The following is an 18,459-nucleotide window of genomic DNA, read 5'->3' as shown; positions in this document are numbered from 1 at the left end:
CCGCCTCAGGTATTCATCGAGTCGAAGAATTCCTGGTTCGACTTGGTCTGGCGCAGCTTGTCGAGCAGGAACTCGATGGCGTCGACCGTGCCCATCGGGTTGAGGATGCGGCGCAGGACATACATCTTTTTGAGCGTGTCCGACGGGACCAGCAGCTCTTCCTTGCGGGTGCCGGAACGGGTGATGTCGATGGCCGGGAAGGTACGCTTGTCGGCAACCTTGCGGTCGAGGATGATTTCCGAGTTACCGGTGCCCTTGAACTCTTCGAAGATCACCTCGTCCATGCGCGAGCCGGTATCGATCAGCGCGGTGGCGATGATGGTCAGCGAACCACCCTCCTCGATGTTGCGCGCCGCGCCGAAGAAGCGCTTCGGACGCTGCAGGGCATTGGCGTCGACACCGCCGGTGAGAACCTTGCCGGAGGACGGCACCACCGTGTTGTAGGCGCGGCCCAGGCGGGTGATCGAGTCGAGCAGGATGACCACGTCGCGGCCATGCTCCACGAGGCGCTTGGCCTTCTCGATCACCATCTCGGCCACCTGCACGTGGCGGGTCGCCGGCTCGTCGAAGGTGGAGGCCACAACCTCGCCCTTCACGGAGCGCTGCATGTCGGTCACTTCCTCCGGGCGCTCGTCGATGAGCAGCACGATGAGGTAGCATTCGGGATGATTGGTGGTGATCGACTGCGCGACGTTCTGCATCAGCACCGTCTTGCCGGTGCGCGGCGGCGCCACGATGAGCGCGCGCTGGCCCTTGCCGATGGGCGACACGATGTCGATGATCCGCGGCGAGAAGTCTTTCCGGGTCGGATCGTCGAGCTCGAGCTTGAAGCGCTCGTGCGGGAAGAGCGGCGTCAGGTTGTCGAAATGAACCTTGTGCCGGATCTTCTCCGGATCCTCGAAATTGATCGTGTTTACCTTGAGCAGGGCGAAATAGCGCTCGCCTTCCTTCGGGCCTCGGATCGGGCCGTCCACCGTGTCGCCGGTGCGCAGGCCGAATTTCCGGATCTGGCTCGGCGAGACATAGATGTCGTCGGGGCCGGGCAGGTAGTTCGAATCGGCCGAGCGCAGGAAGCCGAAGCCGTCCTGCAGCACCTCGACGACGCCGGCGCCGATGATTTCGACCTCGCGCGCCGCCAGCTGCTTGAGGATGGCGAACATGAGCTCCTGCTTGCGCATGGTGCTCGCATTCTCGACCTCGAGCTCTTCGGCGAAGGCAATGAGTTCGGTGGGTGTCTTGGATTTCAGGTCTTGAAGTTTGATTTCCCTCATCGGGGAACACTCTCGGGGTAAATTCGCGGGCAGATGGGCTGTACGCGGTGAGGTCGGGGATATGATCGACAGGGCCGCTCAGTTCACGAGGGGTGACTTGAGAGAGAGCCCTGGGGGCCCCGTGCAGCGCACCTGTCTTTAGAGGAAGAGAATTCTTATTTAGCCCTATTCGGGCCAGGGCTCAAGAGGCTTTAAGGGATTGACCTCCGAAAGGGTCATTTCGGACGAAGCTGGGCAAGGAACTGGGAGAGACGACAGGATGGGACGCTCCTCTCCCCGTCATCACCGGCCTTGTGGTGGTGATTCCAACAGGAAAAGCGCCGCGCCGCGCCTGATCGAGATGGCCGGCACGAGGCCGGCCATGACGGAATGATCCTGAAAGCTATCCCGGGTCTCGCTACCCTAAACTGAGATGATGCAATCCCAAAGAACTCAAAACGGCTTCACGATCACTAGGATTACGATGGCGATCAGAAGAACCGTCGGGACCTCGTTGAGGATGCGATAATATTTTGCCGGTTTCGTGTTCTTGTCCGCCGCGAAATCCTTGAGCCGGCGCGCATAGACCCCATGCAGGCCCGACATTACGAGGACGAGCAGCACCTTCGCGTGAAGCCAGCCGGAACGGTACCAGCCGCCGTCCCAGACTAGATACAGGCCCAGCACCCACGTCACGGCCATGGCCGGGTTGATGATGGCCTTGAGCAGGCGCCGCTCCATGATCTTGAAGGTCTCGGACTGGATCGAGCCCTTCGGGGCATCGCAATGGTAGACGAAGAGGCGGGGCAGATAGAGCATGCCGGCCATCCACGCGATGACGGCGATCACGTGGAATGCCTTGAGCCAGAGATAGAGCATCGTATCAGGCCCCCCGCACGCGAGCGATCATCTGCGCGACATGGTCGATCGGCGTCTCCGGCAGGATGCCGTGCCCGAGATTGAAGATGTGCGGGCGTCCACGCACCGCGTTCAGGATATGATCGATGCCGTCGGTCAAAGCCGCCCCGCCGGCGATCAGAGCCAGGGGATCGAGATTGCCCTGGGTCGCGACCGTGTTCGGCAAGGTCGGCAGCACGACGGCCGGATCGAGGGTCCAGTCGAGGGCCAGCGCATCGCCGATCCCGGCCGAGGCGAAACGGTGAAGATTGGCACCGCCGCCACGGACGAAAACGATCACCTTCGCCTCGGGACGAGCCTTTTTAAGACCCTCCACCATCCGGCGGATCGGGTTCAGCGACAGCCGGTCGAAGAGAGCGGGCGGCAGGGCCGACCCAAAGCTCTCGAAGATCTGCACCGCCTCGGCGCCCGCATCGATCTGGCGGATGAGATAGGCGGTCGAGGCACGCACCAACCGGTCGATCAGCGCATCCATGAAGGCGGGATCCCGATAGGCGGTGAGGCGGGCGGGCGCCTGGTCGGGGGTGCCCTTGCCGGCGATCATGTAGCTCGCCACCGTCCAGGGGGCACCGCAGAAGCCGAGAAGGGTGGTTTCTTTCGGAAGGCTCCTGCTCAAACGATCAAGGGTCTCGAAGACCGGGTCGAGCCGCTCCAGCGGCAGCTCATCGGCTAGCCTGGAGAAATCTGCCTGCGATGTCACCGGATCGAGCTTGGGTCCCTCGTTCTCGACGAAGCGCACGTCCTGGCCGAGCGCATGGGGGATGACCAGGATGTCGGAGAACAGGATCGAGGCGTCGAAGCCGAAGCGACGGATCGGCTGGAGCGTCACCTCCTCGGCAAGCCTCGGATTGTAGCAGAGATCGAGGAAGGAGCCGGCCTGCTTCCGGGTCTCCCGGTATTCCGGCAGATAACGGCCGGCTTGCCGCATGATCCAGATCGGCAGAGGCCAGACCGGCTCGCCGTTCAGCACGCGGAGGATCGCTTTAGTGGGACGCTCGCTCACAGGCCCTCTCTAATAAATATAATCTTTGAATCTAAGAATCTGATGTTTCTCTTGGGCCGTGAATCACAAAGCCGCAAGCCCGTCCACAGGCGGTCCACACGGCCTGTGGCGTTAACGGCTCATTAACGGATGGGGCGGGGGTGTCACAATCCTTTCCGAATTCTTAAAGCTTAACAGCCCGTTAACGAAGATTAACCAGATCTGAATCGAATTCTTGGGCCTGATTCGTGCCGGATTCTCCCAAATCGGTTGTTTGAGACTCGCACAAGGATGAGCCTTGTTGATGGATCGAGACGAATCCCACAGGCCCCTCGGCTGGACCTTCGGACCTAAGGGTTTTATCCACATTCATCGACTCCTTATCGTGGAGAGGATCCGCCGTGGGACGCAGCTATTTCCATCTTCATCTCGTCTCGGATTCCACCGGCGAAACGCTCATCACCGTGGCCCGTGCCGTGGTGGCGCAATACGAGGGGGTGGCCGCCATCGAGCATGTCTATCCGCTCGTGCGCTCCAACACGCAGCTGGAGCGCGTGATCAGCGAGATCGAGACGGCGCCGGGCATCGTGCTCTATACCCTGGTGGAGCAGGATCTGGCGCAACGGCTCGAGGAGGTCTGTCGCAATACGGGCTCGCCGCATCTCTCCGTGCTGGAGCCTGTTCATGCCCTGCTCTCCTCCTATCTCGGCACCCATTCGACCGCCCGGCCCGGCGCGCAGCACATGCTGAACGCGGAATATTTCAAGCGCATCGATGCGATGAACTTCACGCTCCTGCACGACGACGGGCATCTGCCGCATGATCTCGACGACGCGGACGTGATCCTGGTGGGCGTGAGCCGCACCTCGAAGACACCGACGGCCGTCTATCTCGCCAATCGCGGCCTGAAGACGGCGAATATTCCTCTCGTCCCAGGCGTGCCGCCGCCGACGGTTCTCGAAACAGCGAAGAAAGCGCTGATCGTCGGCCTCGTGGCGACCCCCGAACGCATCGTGCAGATCCGGCAGAACCGGCTGCTCAGTCTCAACGCCGATGACGACACCTCCTATGTGGACCGTGATGCCGTGGCCGAGGAGCTCGCCGCCTCGCGGCGGCTCTTCGCTCGCAACGGCTGGCCGGTGATCGACGTGACCCGCCGCTCCATCGAGGAGACGGCGGCGGCGATCATCGATCATTATCGCGATCATCGTCTGCGCTTCATTGCAGAATAGATCCATGCCCGTGCTCTGGACCCATGCCGAAAAGCTCCTCCTCGCCTCCACGAGCGCGACCCGGCTCGCCCTGCTCGTGAGCGCGGGGCTTCCCGTCGAGACTCAGGATTCCGGCATCGACGAGCGGGCCATCGAGGATGCGGCAGGCCATGAGGCGCTCGATCCGCCGGCGCTTGCCGGGCGGCTCGCGGCGGAAAAGGCCCTCGCGGTCAGTCGCCGCCATCCGGAACGGGTCGTGCTCGGGGCCGATCAGGTTCTCGAATGCGAAGGCGCGGTGTTTCACAAGCCTGTGGGTCGCGATACGGCCAAATCCCATCTGATGGCCCTGTCGGGCCGCCGTCACGCCCTGCATTCGGCCGGTGCCATCGCGATCGGCGGGCAGGTGATCGAGCACTTTGCCGCGAGCGCCCATCTCACCATGCGGCCCCTGACCGAGCAGGCGATCGATCTCTATCTCGACTTGGCGGGGCCGGACGTTCTCAAAAGCGTCGGCGTTTACCAGCTGGAAGGTTTCGGCATTCATCTCTTCGAGACGGTCGAGGGAGACCATTCGACCATTCTGGGGCTCCCTCTCCTTCCCCTTCTCGCCTCCTTGCGCCGTCTCGGCAGCCTTGCCCTTTAAGGATTTGACGTCATGACGAAGGCCTTCGTCGTCGGCCATCCGATCAAGCATTCCCGCTCGCCGCTGATTCACGGCTACTGGCTGAAGCAATACGGGCTCGACGGCTCCTATGAGCGCATCGACGTGGCGCCTGTGAAGTTCGGGGAATTTCTGAAGGACTTCCGGTCGCAGGGCTTTGCCGGCGGCAACGTTACCATTCCGCACAAGGAAATGGCTTTCCTGAGTGTCGAGCGTCGGACGGAACGGGCCGAGCGTGTCGGAGCCGTGAACACCCTCTGGTTCGAGGACAACATGCTCTGGGGAGACAACACGGACGTCATCGGCTTCATGGCCCATCTCGATGCGAGCCTGAGGAAAGGCTGGGAACAAGATGTGGACACCGCTCTCGTGCTCGGCGCCGGTGGGGCAGCGCGTGCCGTGGTGGCGGGCCTCCAGGATCGGCCGCTGAAGCGAATCCTCGTGGCGAACCGCACCCTGTCGAATGCCGAAGACCTGGTGCGCGACCTGAGACCCGGTAGTTCTGTCGCCCTTGAGACCTCGGCGTGGGAAGCCCTCGGGCGCGTCATCCCGCATGCCCAGCTCATCGTCAACACCACGTCGCTCGGCATGGCGGGCCAGCCTCCCCTCACGCTCGATCTGTCCCGGGCGCCGCGCAATACGGCCGTGGCGGACATCGTCTATGTTCCGCTTGAGACGCCGCTCCTGGCTGCCGCAGCCGCCCAGGACCTGAGAACCGTCGACGGCTTGGGCATGCTGTTGCATCAGGCCGTGCCCGGCTTTCGGCGCTGGTTCGGCGTCACCCCGGAGGTCACGCCCGAGCTGCGGGCACTGATCCTGGCCGATATCGAGGGCCCCCGATGACCTTCGTTCTCGGCCTCACCGGCTCCATCGGCATGGGAAAATCGGCCACCGCCGATCTCTTCCGCAGGCTCGGCGTGCCGGTTCACGATGCCGACGCTACCGTGCACAAGCTCTATCATGGCCGCGCCGCACCGCTGATCGAGAAGGCTTTTCCGGGCACCGTCGCGGGTGGCGCCGTCGACAGGGCGAAGCTCGGCGCCATGGTTCTCGGCAACCAGGAGCGCATGAAGCAGCTCGAGGCCATCGTGCATCCTTTGGTGCGTGAGGAGGAGGAAAGCTTTCTCCAGAGAGTGTCGGCTCTGTCGTCAATCGCCGTCCTGGACATCCCTCTCCTGTTCGAGACTGCAGGCGAGACACGTTGCGATGCGGTTCTGGCGGTCACCGCGCCGGCTTCCGTTCAGCGCGACCGCGTCATGGCTCGCCCCGGCATGACGGATGAAAAATTTCGTGCCATCCTGGCCAAGCAGATGCCGGATGCCGATAAGCGTGCCCGCGCCCATTTTCTGGTCGATACCAGCCGCGGCTTTGCCTCCGCCGAGGCGCAGGTGCGGTCGATCCTCGCTTGTCTCGCCGGCCGGCCCGGATGGCGTCACCGTTTTTGATGAAGAGTTTTTCTGATGTTGCGTGAAATCGTTCTCGATACCGAAACCACCGGCACCAGTCACGCCAACGGCGACCGGGTGATCGAAATCGGCTGCGTGGAGCTGCTCAACCATATCCCGACAGGCAAGAGCTATCACGTCTACATCAATCCCCAATGCCCGGTTTCGCCCGGTGCCTTCGCGGTCCACGGGCTCTCCGACGAGTTCCTCAAGGACAAGCCGGTCTTCGCCGCCATCGCCGATGAATTCGCCGAGTTCGTCCGCGATGCGCGGCTCGTCATTCACAACGCCGCCTTCGATATCGGCTTCCTCAACGCGGAATTCGCCCGCACCGGACACCCGCCCTTCAACCTGCCCGACGCGATCGACACGCTCTCGATGGCCCGGCGCAAGCATCCGGGCGCGGCGAACAACCTAGATGCCCTCTGCTCGCGCTACGGGATCGACAATTCCAGGCGCACCAAGCACGGGGCGCTTCTCGACGCGGAGATCCTGGCAGAAGTCTATATCGAGCTGATCGGCGGCCGGCAGGTCGGTTTCGACCTCTCGCTCCAGCCTGCCGCCCGGTCGAGCGCGGCCCGCCAAGCTGCGGCGGCTCGCGATGCGCGTCCCCGCACCCTGATCTCGCGCCTGACCGAGGCCGAGCGCGCGGCCCACGAAGCCTTCATTCAGCAGCTCGGCCCCAATGCCCTCTGGCGCGAATATCTCGGCGAGCCGACGCCGGAGGCGTCTTCCTGATCTGAACCCGGCTTCGACCCTGGTCCTCAGAGAGACGACCGACCGTTGCGACGTCATGGCCGGCCTTGTGCCGGCCATGACGCTTCGATAAAGCGCCGCGCCTTTTCGATCGAGATCACCGGGACGAGCCCGGTGATGACGAAGACGGTGAATGGCCAGCCTCTCGTCGAGCCGCCCTGTGCATAAAAAATCGGGCGAGACGGAAGCCGCCTCGCCCGATTCAAAAAACCTCGATGGTTCGAACGCTTACGACAGCGTCTGGCCGTCGCCGTTCTGCTGAGCCTGCACCTCGGAGGCGCGCTGGCGATAGAGGGCGACGAAGTCGATCGGGTCGATGTAGAGGGGCGGGAAGCCGCCGTTGCGCACCGCGTCGGCCACGATCTGGCGGGCGAAGGGGAACAGCAGGCGCGGGCACTCGATCATCACCACCGGGTGCAGCTGTTCCTGCGGGATGTTCTGGATCCGGAACACGCCCGAATAGGTCAGCTCGAAGGCGAACAGCACATCCTTGCCGCCGATCTTGGCATCGCCCTCGAGGGTCAGGTCGACCTCGAAATCGGCCTCCGCGAGCTGCTTGGCGTTCACGTTGACCTGCAGGTTGATCTGCGGGCCTTCCGACTGCTGCTGCAGGGACCGCGGGGCGTTGGGGTTCTCGAAGGAAAAGTCCTTGCAGTACTGCGCAAGGGCGTTGAGCGCGGGCGCTCCGTTGTTTGCCGGGTTCTCGGCCATAGGTTCATGCTCCCTCAGGGGTGTCTTGTCGGGCCCGGACGAAACACGTCGTCAGGCAAAGCGCCGGCTCGCTTCGGGCCATGGATCTTCGCGCTATCAGCTTCTCCGACATGAAGCAAGATTTCAGCCGACTCATTCGCTTGTCGGGGGCAGAGGTGGATGTTACGACCTCAAGACCCCATATGCGAAGGATGACACCTTCGCCTCCTCCATACAACGCCCGGCGACACCCGGGCTCGGGCAGGCTCACAACGGATCGACGATGCAGGATTCCTTCGACATCACGACCCTCATTTTTATCGTACTCGCCGTTTTCGTGATCTGGCGTCTGCGCTCCGTCCTGGGACAGAAGACCGGCAACGAGCAACCGCCTTTCGACCCGATGTCGCGCCGGGATGCTCCCCTGCGTCCGGGCAATGCACCGGCCGAGCCAGATCACAATGTGGTGCGTCTGCCCGGCGCCAACGGAGCTCGCCCTGCCGCCGAGGTTCCCCCGGCCGAGCGCTGGAAAGGGATCGCCGAGCCCGGCACGCCCACCGCCCAGGCCCTCGACGGCATTGCCCGCGTCGAGCCGGGCTTCGATGCGGCCGAGTTCCTGGAAGGCGCCAAGTCGGCCTATGAGATGATCGTGACCGCCTTCGCGCAGGGCGACCGGAAGACCCTCAAGGATCTTCTCGCCAAGGAGGTTTATGAAGGCTTCGAGCGGGCGATCACCGAGCGCGAGCGCCGGGGCGAGACGGTGGAGACCACCTTCGTGTCCATCGACAAGGCCGAGATGGCCGGAGCCGAGCTCCAGGGCAAGACGGCCCAGATCGTGGTGCGCTTCCTCTCCAAGCTCATCACGGCGACCCGGGATGCCTCCGGCACCGTGGTCGACGGCAGCCCCGAGACCGTCGCCGACGTCACCGACGTGTGGACCTTCGCCCGCGCCCTCGGAAACCGCGATCCCAACTGGCAGCTCGTGGCGACCGAAGCGGGGCAATGAAGCATGCCGGGTGGGCCCTCCTCGCTTGCTCTCTCGTCTGGGCGCTGACCATGGCCACTGGCGCAGCATCGGCGCTGGCCGATCAGGCGCGTCTCAAGCCCCTGCCCTTCCAGAATCTGGCGGGCTGGGAGGCGGACGATCACGGAGCTGCGTTCCAGGCCTTTCTGCGCTCCTGCCGCGCCCTTGAAGCCAGTTCCGCGGAGCTGCGCCCGGCCCAGGCGCCGCAAGCGGATCTCCTGGCCGTCTGCCGCGAGGCCTTGAAGACGCCGGGTCTCGGCCGGACCGAGGCCAAGCGTTTCTTCGAAACGCATTTTCAGCCTCTTGCTGTCAGGCCCTTTTCCGGTGGCGGTTTCCTCACTGGCTATTACGAGCCTGAATTCCAGGGCTCGCGCACGCCCGACGCCACCTATCGGGTCCCCCTGCTCGACCGGCCTGACGATCTCGTCACGATCCCGCAGGGCGAAACCCTGCCCGGCCTCGACAAGGGCCTCCAGGCGGCTCGGCGCACCAACGACGGCTACGAGCCCTATCCCGACCGCGCCGCCATCGAGGATGGAGCCTTGGGGACGCTCACCAAGCCCATCGTCTATCTGCGTGAGCCGGGCGAGGCCTTCATCATCCATGTCCAGGGTTCGGCCCGCATCCGCCTCGAGGACGGTTCGGTGATGCGCGTGGCCTATGCCGGGCGCAACGGCCGACCTTACACCTCCATCGGCCGCCTTCTCGTCCAGCAGGGCGAGATGGTCCTGGAGGCCATGACGCTGGAAAAGCTCATGGGCTGGCTGACGGATCATCCGGAGACGGCCAAGGCCCTGATGCGGCAGAACCAATCCTACATCTTCTTCCGCGAGGCGGGCGAGCTTGCGCCCGAGGATGGTCCCATCGGTGGCGCCGGTACCCCGCTCGTGCCCGGCCGGAGCCTGGCTGTGGACCGGTCCCTGTGGGCCTATGGCCTGCCCGTCTGGCTCGACGGAGAATTGCCCTTATCTCTTGACACGGTCGAGCCCTTGCAGCGGCTGATGATCGCCCAGGACACGGGCTCGGCCATCGTCGGCCCGGCGCGGGGCGATTTCTTCTTCGGCAGCGGCGAGGAGGCGGGACGGCGCGCCGGTCTCCTCCGCCATGCCGTGCGATTCGTGGTTCTGCAGCCCAAACCCCGCTCATGACCAAGAGAAGCCGTACCCGCCAGCTCAGCTCCGAGGAGAAGCGGCTCTGGTCTCATGTGGCAAGGCACGTCAAGCCCATGAAGGGCAAGCGCCTTCCGCCTGAGCCGGAACCCGAGGACAAGCCTGCCACGGCGCCTGCTCCGCAGGTCGCGGCTCCCGCCGTCGTTCTGCCCCCCCTCCCGCCTCAGGCCAAGCCTGCCCTGCCCCCGCTCGCCCCGGTTGAACGCAAGACCCTTCAGGCCCTGCGCCGGGGCCGCAAGGATGTGGACAGCGTCATCGACCTGCACGGGATGCGCCAGGAAGAGGCCCATTTCGCCCTCCTGCGCTTCCTGCATCGGGCGCAAAGCTCAGATTATGGCCTCGTTCTCGTGATCACCGGCAAGGGTGGCGCGGCGGTTGCCGGCGGCCTGTTCGAGGAACGGGGTGTGCTGCGGCGCATGGTTCCCCATTGGCTGCGCCTGCCTGACCTGCGCCATGTGGTGATCGGCTTCGAGGAGGCCTCTCCCCAGCATGGCGGATCCGGTGCAATCTATGTCAGGCTCCGCCGCCGGCGGGGCGCGGGATGATCAGATGACCCCCTTCGGCGAACGGGTGCGGCAGCTGCGCCAGGAGCGCGGGCGGATGTTGAAGGACATGGCCGCCCATCTCGGCGTGTCGAGCGCCTATCTGTCGGCCCTGGAGCGCGGCGAGCGCGGCAAGCCCACCTGGGCCCTTATCCAGGGCGTCCTGCAATATTTCCACATCATCTGGGACGAGGCCGACGAACTCACCCGCCTCGCTGACCTTTCCGACCCCAAGGTGAAGATCGATACGTCAGGCAGCGATCCGAAGGCGACCCTGCTGGCCAACCGTCTCGCCCGCGAGATCCGCTCCCTGTCCGAGAGCGAGCTCGAGGACATGCTGGCGGTTCTCGACAGGGCTCAGACCCGCGAGAGGCGTTTGCCCGTGCCGATCCAGGCGGTGCAGGACGCCGTCTGAAACGACACGAGCCTTGACCGCCGAGGCGGTGGATGCGAAAGCGCCCCGTCATTTCATAACCCCGGTGGCTCATGTCCCAGACCCGCATCGACGTCCTCACCCTCGGCAACGCCATCGTTGACGTGCTCGCCCATACGGACGAGGCCTTCCTGCTTCAGAAGAAGGTGCACAAGGGCGCCATGCAGCTTATCGACGAGGCCCGTGCCGAGGAGCTCTACGGCGACATGGGCCCGGCGATCATCGTGTCGGGCGGCTCAGGGGCCAACACGGCGGCGGGCGTCGCTTCTCTAGGCGTGAAGGCCGGCTTCATCGGCAAGGTCAAGAACGACGAGACGGGCAAGCTCTTCGCCCACGACCTCAAGGCCATCGACGTCCATTACGACGTGAAGCCGGCGCAAGACGGCCCGGCCACGGCGCGCAGCTTCATCCTGGTGACGCCGGATGGCGAGCGCACCATGAACACCTATCTGGGCGCCTGTCAGAACCTCACGCCCGACGACGTGAACCCGGAGACGGTGCGCGCCTCATCCATCGTCTATCTCGAAGGCTATCTCTGGGATCCGCCGGCCGCCAAGGAAGCCTTCCGCAAGGCCGTGAAGATCGCCCACGAGGCCGGCAACAAGGTGGCGCTCACCCTGTCGGACGCCTTCTGCGTCGATCGCTACCGTGACGAGTTCCTTGGACTCATGCGCGACGGCAGCCTCGACATCCTCTTCGCCAACATCCACGAGCTGCAGAGCCTCTACGGGACCTCGGATGCCGATACTGCCCTGGCTGCGCTGCGCGAAGAGAACGTGCTCGGCGCCGTCACCCGCTCGGCGGACGGCGCGCTGATCGTGACCCGCGGCGAGACCAAGGCCGTGCCGGCCTTCCCGGTCGAGCGCGTCGTCGACACCACGGGCGCGGGCGACCTCTTCGCCTCGGGCTTCCTCGCCGGCCTCGTGAACAACCTCGAGCTCACCGATTGCGCCCGCCTTGGAGGCCTCGCCGCCGCCGAGATCATCAGCCACCTGGGCGCCCGCCCGCAGGCGAACCTGCGCGAGCTGGCGCAGCAGGAAGGACTTTTGGGGTAAGTCCGAACCTTACGCTCTTCTTCCTCACCCGGGCAGGTGAGGAAGAAGAGCCATATCCAGCAGCCGATCCCGGCTTCTGCCGCGTCGTTCCGGTAACACCCCAGGATCAACCGGCGTTTGAGCCAAACCGCCGCTATTCTCTTGCACGCATAAAAGGCTTAAAAGGCCTCCATCCTCCCCCGCCCGATTGCAAGCAGCAGGCCACCTCGTGAAAAAAGTCTTCGTCAAATCCTACGGCTGCCAGATGAACGTCTACGATGCCGAGCGCATGGCGGACATGCTGGCAACGGAAGGCTATTCCGAGACCAAGGCCATGGAGGAGGCGGACCTCGTCATCCTCAACACCTGCCACATCCGCGAGAAGGCCGCCGAGAAGGTCTATTCCGAGCTCGGCCGGGTGCGCGAGATGAAGCAGGAGCACGAGGCAGCAGGACGGGATATCAGGGTCGTGGTGGCTGGCTGCGTCGCGCAGGCCGAGGGTAAGGAGATCCTGCGACGGGCGCCCGCCGTCGACGTGGTGGTCGGCCCGCAGAACTACCACAACCTGCCTGCACTCCTGAAGAAGTCGCGCACGGACCGGATCGTCGACACGGAATTCCCCATCGAGGACAAGTTCGACCACCTCCCCGCCCCTTCCAAGGCCAAGACCCGGAGCCGTGGCGTGTCGGCCTTCCTCACCATCCAGGAAGGCTGCGACAAGTTCTGCACCTTCTGCGTGGTGCCCTATACCCGCGGTGCGGAAGTCTCGCGCCCCGTCGCCAAGATCCTCGACGAGGCCCTGCGCCTCGCCGATGCGGGGGTGCGGGAGCTGACGCTGATCGGCCAGAACGTGAACGCCTATCACGGCGAGGGTCCCGACGGCTCCATCTGGTCACTGGGCCGCCTGCTCCACCGTCTGGCCGAGGTGCCGGGCATCGCCCGGCTTCGCTACACCACCAGCCATCCGCGCGACATGGACGAGGAGCTGATCGCGGCCCATCGGGACCTGCCCGCCGTGATGCCCTATCTGCACCTGCCGGTGCAGTCCGGCTCCGACCGCATCCTCGATGTGATGAACCGCAAGCACACGGGCGACGAGTACCGCCGCCTGATCGAGCGCATCCGCCTGGCCCAGCCCCGGCTCGCCCTTTCGTCCGACTTCATCGTCGGTTTTCCGGGCGAGACGGATGCGGAGTTCGAGGAGACCATGCGGCTCGTGGCCGATGTGGGCTTCGCCAGCTCCTTCTCGTTCAAGTACAGCCCCCGCCCCGGCACCCCGGCGGCGGATATCGACGCCCAGGTGCCCGAGGCCGTCAAGGCCGAGCGTCTGGCCCGGCTTCAGAATCTGCTGGAAATGCAGCGGCAGGCCTTCAACCACGGAACCGTGGGGCAAACCCTCGACGTTCTCTTGGAGAAGCCGGGTCGTCATCCGGGCCAGATGGCAGGCAAGTCGCCTTATCTGCAGGCCGTGCAGATCGAGACCGACCGCCATGCCGTCGGTGAGATCGTGACGGTGCGGATCACGCAGGCCGGTTCCAACAGCCTGTTCGGAGAATGGGTCGGATCCGGCAGCCAAGCGGCAGCCTAGTCTCCGACCTCGCGAGACCCCATATCCGTTGGCCGCATGTCTTGCGGCCAACATTCAGAGGAGAGGCATTTGAGTCCAGCGGACAACGCGACCGCACGAGCCAAGGGACGAAACGCCACCAGCTTGCACCCCGGCGTCGTGGAGGAGGCGGAGATCGTTCTCACCTTCGACGACAACCGCCTCGCCAGCCTCGTCTTCGGACAATATGACCAGAACCTCGCCCATCTGGAACGGCGCCTGAACGTGACAGCCATTGCCAACGGCAACCGGGTCACCGTCAAGGGCACGCCTGAGGGTTCCGAGATGGCGCGCCGGGTTCTGGAAGGGCTCTACGAGCGCGCCCGCCAGGGCGGAGCGCTCGGGCCGGGCGACGTGGATGGCGCCATCGAGGAGAGCACCCTGCAGGGCAGCCTCTTCCCGGCTGCCGAAGAGCAGCCGGCCGCGGGGCTCACATCCTTCGACCAGATCTCCACCCGCAGGCGCGGGCCGGTCCGGGCCCGCAATGCTTCGCAGAACACCTATATCAAGGCGCTCAAGACCAACGAGCTCGTCTTTGCCGAGGGCCCGGCCGGCACCGGCAAGACCTGGCTTGCGGTGGGCTATGCGGTTTCGCTCCTGGAACAGGGCCAGGTCGACCGCCTGATCATTTCCCGCCCTGCGGTCGAAGCAGGCGAGCGCCTCGGCTTCCTGCCCGGCGACATGCGCGAGAAGGTCGATCCGTACCTTCGCCCGATCTACGACGCGCTTTACGATTTCATGGAAGCGCGCCATGTGGATCGGGGCCTGCAGACCGGCATGATCGAGATCGCGCCGCTCGCCTTCATGCGCGGGCGCACGCTCACCAATGCCCTGGTGCTGCTCGACGAGGCGCAGAACACCACGTCGATGCAGATGAAGATGTTTCTAACGCGACTCGGCGAAGGCTCGCGCATGATCATCACCGGCGACCCGACGCAGATCGACCTGCCGCCGGGCCAGAAATCCGGCTTGGTCGAGGCGGTGCGGATCCTGCAAGGGGTCGAGGGCATCGCGCGCGTGACCTTCAAGGAAGCCGACGTGGTGCGCCACGATCTCGTGCGCCGCATCGTGACAGCCTATGACAAGGCCGCCCGCGAGGCGCCGGCGGAGCCGCCGCGACAGGATTATCGGGACCGCAGACCGTGATCACGCTCGACATCATGATCGAGGCAGGCGATTGGGACTGTCTCGAGGACGCGGAGGCCCTGGCGCAGAGGGCGGCCGAGGCTGCCCTGTCCGTCACCTATGAAGCCGACGGCGAGTTCGAGGCGAGCGTCATGCTCGCCGACGACGCCCAGATCCAGGAATTGAACCGGACCTGGCGGGGCAAGGACAAGCCCACCAACGTGCTCTCCTTCCCGGCGCCCGAGCAGCCGGGCTCAAACGGCCCTCGCCATTTGGGCGACATTGCTTTAGCCTATGAAACGCTGGTGCGCGAATCCCAGGAGGAATCCAAGGAGCTCTCGCACCATTTTGCCCATTTGATCGTCCATGGTGTCCTGCACCTCCTCGGCTACGACCACGAGGTCGAGTCGGAGGCGGAAATCATGGAAGGTCTTGAGGTAAAGGCGCTCGCCACCCTTGGCATCGCCGATCCCTATCGCGATATGGCAGCATGAACGGCTGACAACCCAAAGCAATGAACGAAGATCGAAGTCGTAGCGACCGACCTGTCCGAACCCCGACCGAGACAGACGACACACGCGACCACTGGTACGACCGGGTCCTGACCCGTCTCGGCCTGAAACCCCGTGACTCCATTCGTCACGATCTTGAGGACGTCCTCGCTGAAACCGTCGAGGATACGGATTTCTCGCCCCAGGAGCGGGCGATGCTCAAGAACGTGCTCTCCTTCCACCGGATCCGGGTGGAGGATGTGATGGTGCCCCGCGCCGACATCGTGGCGGTGGCGGCGGACACCAATCTCGGCGAACTCCTGAGCCTGTTCCGCACGGCCGGCCACTCCCGCCTGCCGGTCTATGGCGAGACCCTGGACGATCCCAAGGGGATGGTCCACATCCGCGATTTTCTCGATTTCATCGCCATGCGGGCCGATGGCGGCGCTTCTGAGGCCGGATCGAGCGATGAAGCTCCCCTGCCGAGCCTCGGGCAGATCGACCTGTCGATGGCGCTCTCCTCCGCCAACATCCTGCGCCCGGTCCTGTTCGTGCCGCGCTCCATGCCGGCCATCGACCTTCTGGTGCGCATGCAGGCCACCCGCACGCATATGGCCCTGGTCATCGACGAGTACGGCGGCACCGACGGTCTCGTGTCCATCGAAGATCTGGTCGAGATGGTGGTGGGCGACATCGAGGACGAGCACGACGAGGATGCGACCCTCACCATCGTGCCGGGGGCCGACGGCACCTTCATCGCCGATGCCCGCGCGAGCCTCGACGAGGTCAAGGATGTGCTGGGCCTCGACCTGACCGAGGAAGAGGGCGCCGAAGACATCGACACCATCGGGGGCTTCATCGTGACGCTCGCCGGCCGAGTTCCGTCCCGCAGCGAGGTGATCGAGGGTCCATCGGGTCTGGAATTCGAAGTTCTCGACGCCGATCCGCGGCGCGTGAAGCGGCTGCGCGTCCATCGCCGCACCTTTGCTCCCGAGGTGGAGTCCGGAGACAGCCAGGCGAGCGCCCCGCGCCCTGAAAGCGCCGCTGCGGAATGATGCATCTGGCTGATCGCGTCATCTTCGCAAGAGGATGGCGCCGCTGGCTGACGGCCTTTGCGGCCGGGGCTGTCGGAGCCCTGGCCATGCCGCCTTTCGGCATCCTGCCCGCTTTGGTTCTCTCCCTCGCGCCTGCGGTATGGCTCCTGGACGGCACCATCAAGGATGGCCCCTCCCGCTGGGCGCCGTTCAGATCGGCCGCCTTCCTCGGCTGGTTCTGGGGCTTCGGGTATTTTGTCGCCGGGCTGTGGTGGCTCGGCGCAGCCTTCCTCGTGGAGGCGGACCAGTTCGCCTGGGCCATGCCTTTCGGCGTCCTAGGACTGCCTGCCCTGCTTGCCTTCTTCCCTGCCTTCGGTTTCGCGCTCTCCCGCGTGTTCTGGTTTCCCGACGCTTGGCGCATCCTCGCCCTCTCCTTCGGCCTGACGGTCAGCGAATGGCTGCGCGGCCATCTCTTCACCGGCTTTCCCTGGAACAACCCCGGGATGGCTCTCGGTCAGAACCTCTGGCTGTTGCAATCCGCTTCGCTGGTGGGGCTCTACGGCCTGACCCTCCTGAGCATCGCCATCTGTGCCGCACCCGCCGTCCTGCCCACGGGAAGAACGATGCGCGCCCGCTGGACGGCCCCGGGCATCGCAGCGGGCCTGCTTCTCGGCCTTGCGGCCTTTGGTGCTTGGCGCATCCCGTCGGAGGCTTCGGTGCGGGTCGAGGACGTGCGCCTGCGCATCATGCAGCCCAACCTGCCGCAGGACGCCAAGTTCAACCCGCGCAACCGGGATGCCATCATGCGGCGCTACCTGGCCTTGAGCGCAAGTCCCAGCCGGGACGGAAAGGCCGCTGCACCGACCCACATCGTTTGGCCGGAATCAGCCTTTCCGTTCCTGCTCCATCGCGATCCCGCCTCCCTGGCGCAGATCGCCACGCTCCTCGGACCCGGCTCCACGCTGATCACGGGCGCCGCCCGCATGGACGACCCCCTGCCCGGCGAGGCGGTGGGCAAGTTCTACAATGCCATTCAGGTGATCGACGAGAAGGGCACGATCCTTGGCTCTTACGACAAGGTCCATCTGGTCCCGTTCGGCGAGTATGTGCCGAAATTTCTCGACACCTTGATCAAAGCCGCGGGTCTTCGCCAGTTCGTTCATATTCCCGGCGGCTTCGAGCCGAGCGAGCAGCGCGCGACGCTGTCCATCCCGGGTCTGCCGCCGGTTGCCGCGACGATCTGCTACGAGGCGATCTTTCCCGGAGAGGTCGTCGCCGAGGGACCCAGGCCGAATCTGATCCTGAACGTGACCAACGATGCCTGGTTCGGGCAGACGCCCGGGCCCTACCAGCATTTCGCTCAAGCGCGCCTGCGGGCAGTCGAGGAAGGCCTCCCGTTGGTGAGAGCAGCCAATACGGGAATCTCGGCCGTCATCGACCCGTTTGGTCGGATTGTCGACAATCTTCCATTGGGAGTTGAAGGGGTGATTGATACATCTCTTCCAGTTGCTGGACCCCTTACTCTTTATAGGCAGGCGGGCAGGTTTTCTTTGACGGCCATGCTTACGATCTGCTTAATCCTCCTGATTGCACGTCGCAGGCGCAAATCAACCTTAAACTAAGTAATTCTGCCTCGACTGTGTGTCTTTGCCGGCAAGGGGACAGGCCAAAATGAAGAAATCGACGGGCAGCATCGACAAGGAAATCGGAAGCCGGGTGCGCATGCGCCGTGTTTCGATGGGTATGAGCCAGGAAAAACTAGGCGACATGCTTGGCCTTACCTTTCAGCAGGTCCAAAAATACGAAAAGGGCATGAATCGGATCAGCGTTGCCCGTCTCGTCGACATCGCCAAGATCCTCAATGTTGACATCGATTTCTTCTTCGATGGTATCAGGAGCGGCAAGGCCGACTCCGGCTTCGCCGAAAGCAGCACCCCAAGCTATGTGGCCGATATGATGTCGACCCCCGAAGGCCTGCATCTCGTCCGGACCTTCGCAAGCATCAAAAGTCCAAAAGTCCGCAAAAGCATCGTTCAGCTGGTCAATGCGCTCGCTGCCCAAGAAGAGGTAGAGCGTTCGTCATAAAGA

The 18,459-nt window shown here is 64.4% G+C and carries 20 protein-coding genes; 16 read left to right on the top strand and 4 right to left on the bottom strand.

Going from position 1 to position 18,459, the window contains the following annotated elements:
• Positions 1-5: 5 nt before the first annotated feature.
• The 3 genes from rho to hemE form a co-directional block, all read right to left on the bottom strand.
• Positions 6-1,271 (bottom strand): transcription termination factor Rho, encoded by a 1,266-nt coding sequence (rho, locus tag AB4097_RS06560; RefSeq protein WP_114944157.1) that lies wholly within the window; start codon positions 1,269-1,271, stop codon positions 6-8.
• Between the two features lie 432 nt (positions 1,272-1,703).
• Positions 1,704-2,129, bottom strand: coding sequence for a protoporphyrinogen oxidase HemJ (hemJ, locus tag AB4097_RS06555; RefSeq protein ID WP_442037805.1), 426 nt, complete (start codon positions 2,127-2,129; stop codon positions 1,704-1,706).
• A 4-nt stretch (positions 2,130-2,133) separates the two neighbouring features.
• Positions 2,134-3,171 (bottom strand): uroporphyrinogen decarboxylase, encoded by a 1,038-nt coding sequence (gene hemE, locus AB4097_RS06550; protein WP_442037804.1) that lies wholly within the window; start codon positions 3,169-3,171, stop codon positions 2,134-2,136.
• Between the two features lie 380 nt (positions 3,172-3,551).
• Between hemE and AB4097_RS06545 the strand changes: the two genes are divergently transcribed.
• Genes AB4097_RS06545 through dnaQ form a run of 5 tightly spaced genes read left to right on the top strand, consistent with a single transcriptional unit; the run spans position 3,552 to position 7,205 of the window.
• The gene (locus AB4097_RS06545) at positions 3,552-4,382 is read left to right on the top strand and encodes a pyruvate, water dikinase regulatory protein (RefSeq protein ID WP_442037803.1); all 831 of its coding nucleotides are present in this window, start codon (positions 3,552-3,554) and stop codon (positions 4,380-4,382) included.
• A gap of 4 nt (positions 4,383-4,386) precedes the next feature.
• Complete coding sequence (locus AB4097_RS06540) at positions 4,387-5,004, top strand: Maf family protein (protein ID WP_442037802.1); 618 nt, start codon at positions 4,387-4,389, stop codon at positions 5,002-5,004.
• Positions 5,005-5,016: 12 nt separating this feature from the next.
• On the top strand, positions 5,017-5,865 hold the full coding sequence (locus tag AB4097_RS06535; RefSeq protein WP_442037801.1) for a shikimate dehydrogenase: 849 nt from the start codon (positions 5,017-5,019) through the stop codon (positions 5,863-5,865).
• The gene (coaE, locus tag AB4097_RS06530) at positions 5,862-6,467 is read left to right on the top strand and encodes a dephospho-CoA kinase (protein ID WP_442037800.1); all 606 of its coding nucleotides are present in this window, start codon (positions 5,862-5,864) and stop codon (positions 6,465-6,467) included. Before AB4097_RS06535 ends, coaE begins: the two co-directional genes overlap by 4 nt.
• 15 nt (positions 6,468-6,482) lie before the next feature.
• Positions 6,483-7,205 carry a DNA polymerase III subunit epsilon gene (gene dnaQ / locus AB4097_RS06525; RefSeq protein WP_442037799.1) on the top strand — a complete coding sequence of 241 codons (723 nt, stop codon included), beginning with the start codon at positions 6,483-6,485 and terminating at the stop codon, positions 7,203-7,205.
• Positions 7,206-7,451: 246 nt separating this feature from the next.
• On the opposite strand, the gene secB is transcribed toward dnaQ, so the two are convergent.
• Entirely contained in the window at positions 7,452-7,934 is a 483-nt protein-coding gene (gene secB / locus AB4097_RS06520) for a protein-export chaperone SecB (protein ID WP_442037798.1), read from the bottom strand.
• Positions 7,935-8,196: 262 nt separating this feature from the next.
• Between secB and AB4097_RS06515 the strand changes: the two genes are divergently transcribed.
• The 11 genes from AB4097_RS06515 (at position 8,197) to AB4097_RS06465 (ending at position 18,456) form a co-directional block, all read left to right on the top strand.
• Complete coding sequence (locus AB4097_RS06515) at positions 8,197-8,919, top strand: Tim44/TimA family putative adaptor protein (protein ID WP_442037797.1); 723 nt, start codon at positions 8,197-8,199, stop codon at positions 8,917-8,919.
• Positions 8,920-8,969: 50 nt separating this feature from the next.
• Entirely contained in the window at positions 8,970-10,085 is a 1,116-nt protein-coding gene (mltA, locus tag AB4097_RS06510) for a murein transglycosylase A (RefSeq protein WP_442037796.1), read from the top strand.
• Complete coding sequence (locus AB4097_RS06505; RefSeq protein WP_442037795.1) at positions 10,082-10,651, top strand: Smr/MutS family protein; 570 nt, start codon at positions 10,082-10,084, stop codon at positions 10,649-10,651. The genes mltA and AB4097_RS06505 overlap by 4 nt, the downstream gene beginning before the upstream one ends.
• 4 nt (positions 10,652-10,655) lie before the next feature.
• Positions 10,656-11,063, top strand: coding sequence for a helix-turn-helix domain-containing protein (locus AB4097_RS06500; RefSeq protein WP_442037794.1), 408 nt, complete (start codon positions 10,656-10,658; stop codon positions 11,061-11,063).
• 71 nt (positions 11,064-11,134) lie between these two features.
• Positions 11,135-12,136 carry an adenosine kinase gene (locus AB4097_RS06495; protein ID WP_442037793.1) on the top strand — a complete coding sequence of 334 codons (1,002 nt, stop codon included), beginning with the start codon at positions 11,135-11,137 and terminating at the stop codon, positions 12,134-12,136.
• A 208-nt stretch (positions 12,137-12,344) separates the two neighbouring features.
• Complete coding sequence (miaB, locus tag AB4097_RS06490; protein ID WP_442037792.1) at positions 12,345-13,703, top strand: tRNA (N6-isopentenyl adenosine(37)-C2)-methylthiotransferase MiaB; 1,359 nt, start codon at positions 12,345-12,347, stop codon at positions 13,701-13,703.
• Positions 13,704-13,739: 36 nt separating this feature from the next.
• Complete coding sequence (locus AB4097_RS06485) at positions 13,740-14,867, top strand: PhoH family protein (protein ID WP_442037791.1); 1,128 nt, start codon at positions 13,740-13,742, stop codon at positions 14,865-14,867.
• Positions 14,868-14,881: 14 nt separating this feature from the next.
• Positions 14,882-15,340 carry an rRNA maturation RNase YbeY gene (gene ybeY / locus AB4097_RS06480; protein ID WP_442037829.1) on the top strand — a complete coding sequence of 153 codons (459 nt, stop codon included), beginning with the start codon at positions 14,882-14,884 and terminating at the stop codon, positions 15,338-15,340.
• A gap of 20 nt (positions 15,341-15,360) precedes the next feature.
• Positions 15,361-16,392: a hemolysin family protein gene (locus tag AB4097_RS06475; RefSeq protein ID WP_442037790.1), complete on the top strand. Its 1,032-nt coding sequence runs from the start codon at positions 15,361-15,363 to the stop codon at positions 16,390-16,392.
• A complete protein-coding gene (gene lnt / locus AB4097_RS06470) occupies positions 16,389-17,993 on the top strand; it encodes an apolipoprotein N-acyltransferase (protein ID WP_442037789.1) in 1,605 nt (534 codons plus the stop codon). The genes AB4097_RS06475 and lnt overlap by 4 nt, the downstream gene beginning before the upstream one ends.
• Before the next feature lie 49 nt (positions 17,994-18,042).
• Complete coding sequence (locus AB4097_RS06465; protein WP_442037788.1) at positions 18,043-18,456, top strand: helix-turn-helix domain-containing protein; 414 nt, start codon at positions 18,043-18,045, stop codon at positions 18,454-18,456.
• The last annotated feature ends 3 nt before the right edge of the window (positions 18,457-18,459 follow it).

The organism is Microvirga sp. 2MCAF35 (genome assembly GCF_052115545.1).
Taxonomy (GTDB): Bacteria; Pseudomonadota; Alphaproteobacteria; order Rhizobiales; family Beijerinckiaceae; genus Microvirga.
Note: the sequence above shows the minus strand (reverse complement) of the source record. Positions and strands in the feature narration are given on the sequence as shown.

Coding starts and splice junctions, on each gene's coding strand:
- rho (WP_114944157.1), bottom strand. CDS start 1,271: ATGAGGGAAATCAAACTTCAAGACCTGAAATCCAAGACACCCACCGAA.
- hemJ (WP_442037805.1), bottom strand. CDS start 2,129: ATGCTCTATCTCTGGCTCAAGGCATTCCACGTGATCGCCGTCATCGCG.
- AB4097_RS06540 (WP_442037802.1), top strand. CDS start 4,387: ATGCCCGTGCTCTGGACCCATGCCGAAAAGCTCCTCCTCGCCTCCACG.
- AB4097_RS06535 (WP_442037801.1), top strand. CDS start 5,017: ATGACGAAGGCCTTCGTCGTCGGCCATCCGATCAAGCATTCCCGCTCG.
- coaE (WP_442037800.1), top strand. CDS start 5,862: ATGACCTTCGTTCTCGGCCTCACCGGCTCCATCGGCATGGGAAAATCG.
- dnaQ (WP_442037799.1), top strand. CDS start 6,483: ATGTTGCGTGAAATCGTTCTCGATACCGAAACCACCGGCACCAGTCAC.
- secB (WP_442037798.1), bottom strand. CDS start 7,934: ATGGCCGAGAACCCGGCAAACAACGGAGCGCCCGCGCTCAACGCCCTT.
- AB4097_RS06515 (WP_442037797.1), top strand. CDS start 8,197: ATGCAGGATTCCTTCGACATCACGACCCTCATTTTTATCGTACTCGCC.
- mltA (WP_442037796.1), top strand. CDS start 8,970: ATGGCCACTGGCGCAGCATCGGCGCTGGCCGATCAGGCGCGTCTCAAG.
- AB4097_RS06505 (WP_442037795.1), top strand. CDS start 10,082: ATGACCAAGAGAAGCCGTACCCGCCAGCTCAGCTCCGAGGAGAAGCGG.
- AB4097_RS06500 (WP_442037794.1), top strand. CDS start 10,656: ATGACCCCCTTCGGCGAACGGGTGCGGCAGCTGCGCCAGGAGCGCGGG.
- AB4097_RS06495 (WP_442037793.1), top strand. CDS start 11,135: ATGTCCCAGACCCGCATCGACGTCCTCACCCTCGGCAACGCCATCGTT.
- AB4097_RS06485 (WP_442037791.1), top strand. CDS start 13,740: ATGTCTTGCGGCCAACATTCAGAGGAGAGGCATTTGAGTCCAGCGGAC.
- ybeY (WP_442037829.1), top strand. CDS start 14,882: ATGATCGAGGCAGGCGATTGGGACTGTCTCGAGGACGCGGAGGCCCTG.
- AB4097_RS06475 (WP_442037790.1), top strand. CDS start 15,361: ATGAACGAAGATCGAAGTCGTAGCGACCGACCTGTCCGAACCCCGACC.
- lnt (WP_442037789.1), top strand. CDS start 16,389: ATGATGCATCTGGCTGATCGCGTCATCTTCGCAAGAGGATGGCGCCGC.
- AB4097_RS06465 (WP_442037788.1), top strand. CDS start 18,043: ATGAAGAAATCGACGGGCAGCATCGACAAGGAAATCGGAAGCCGGGTG.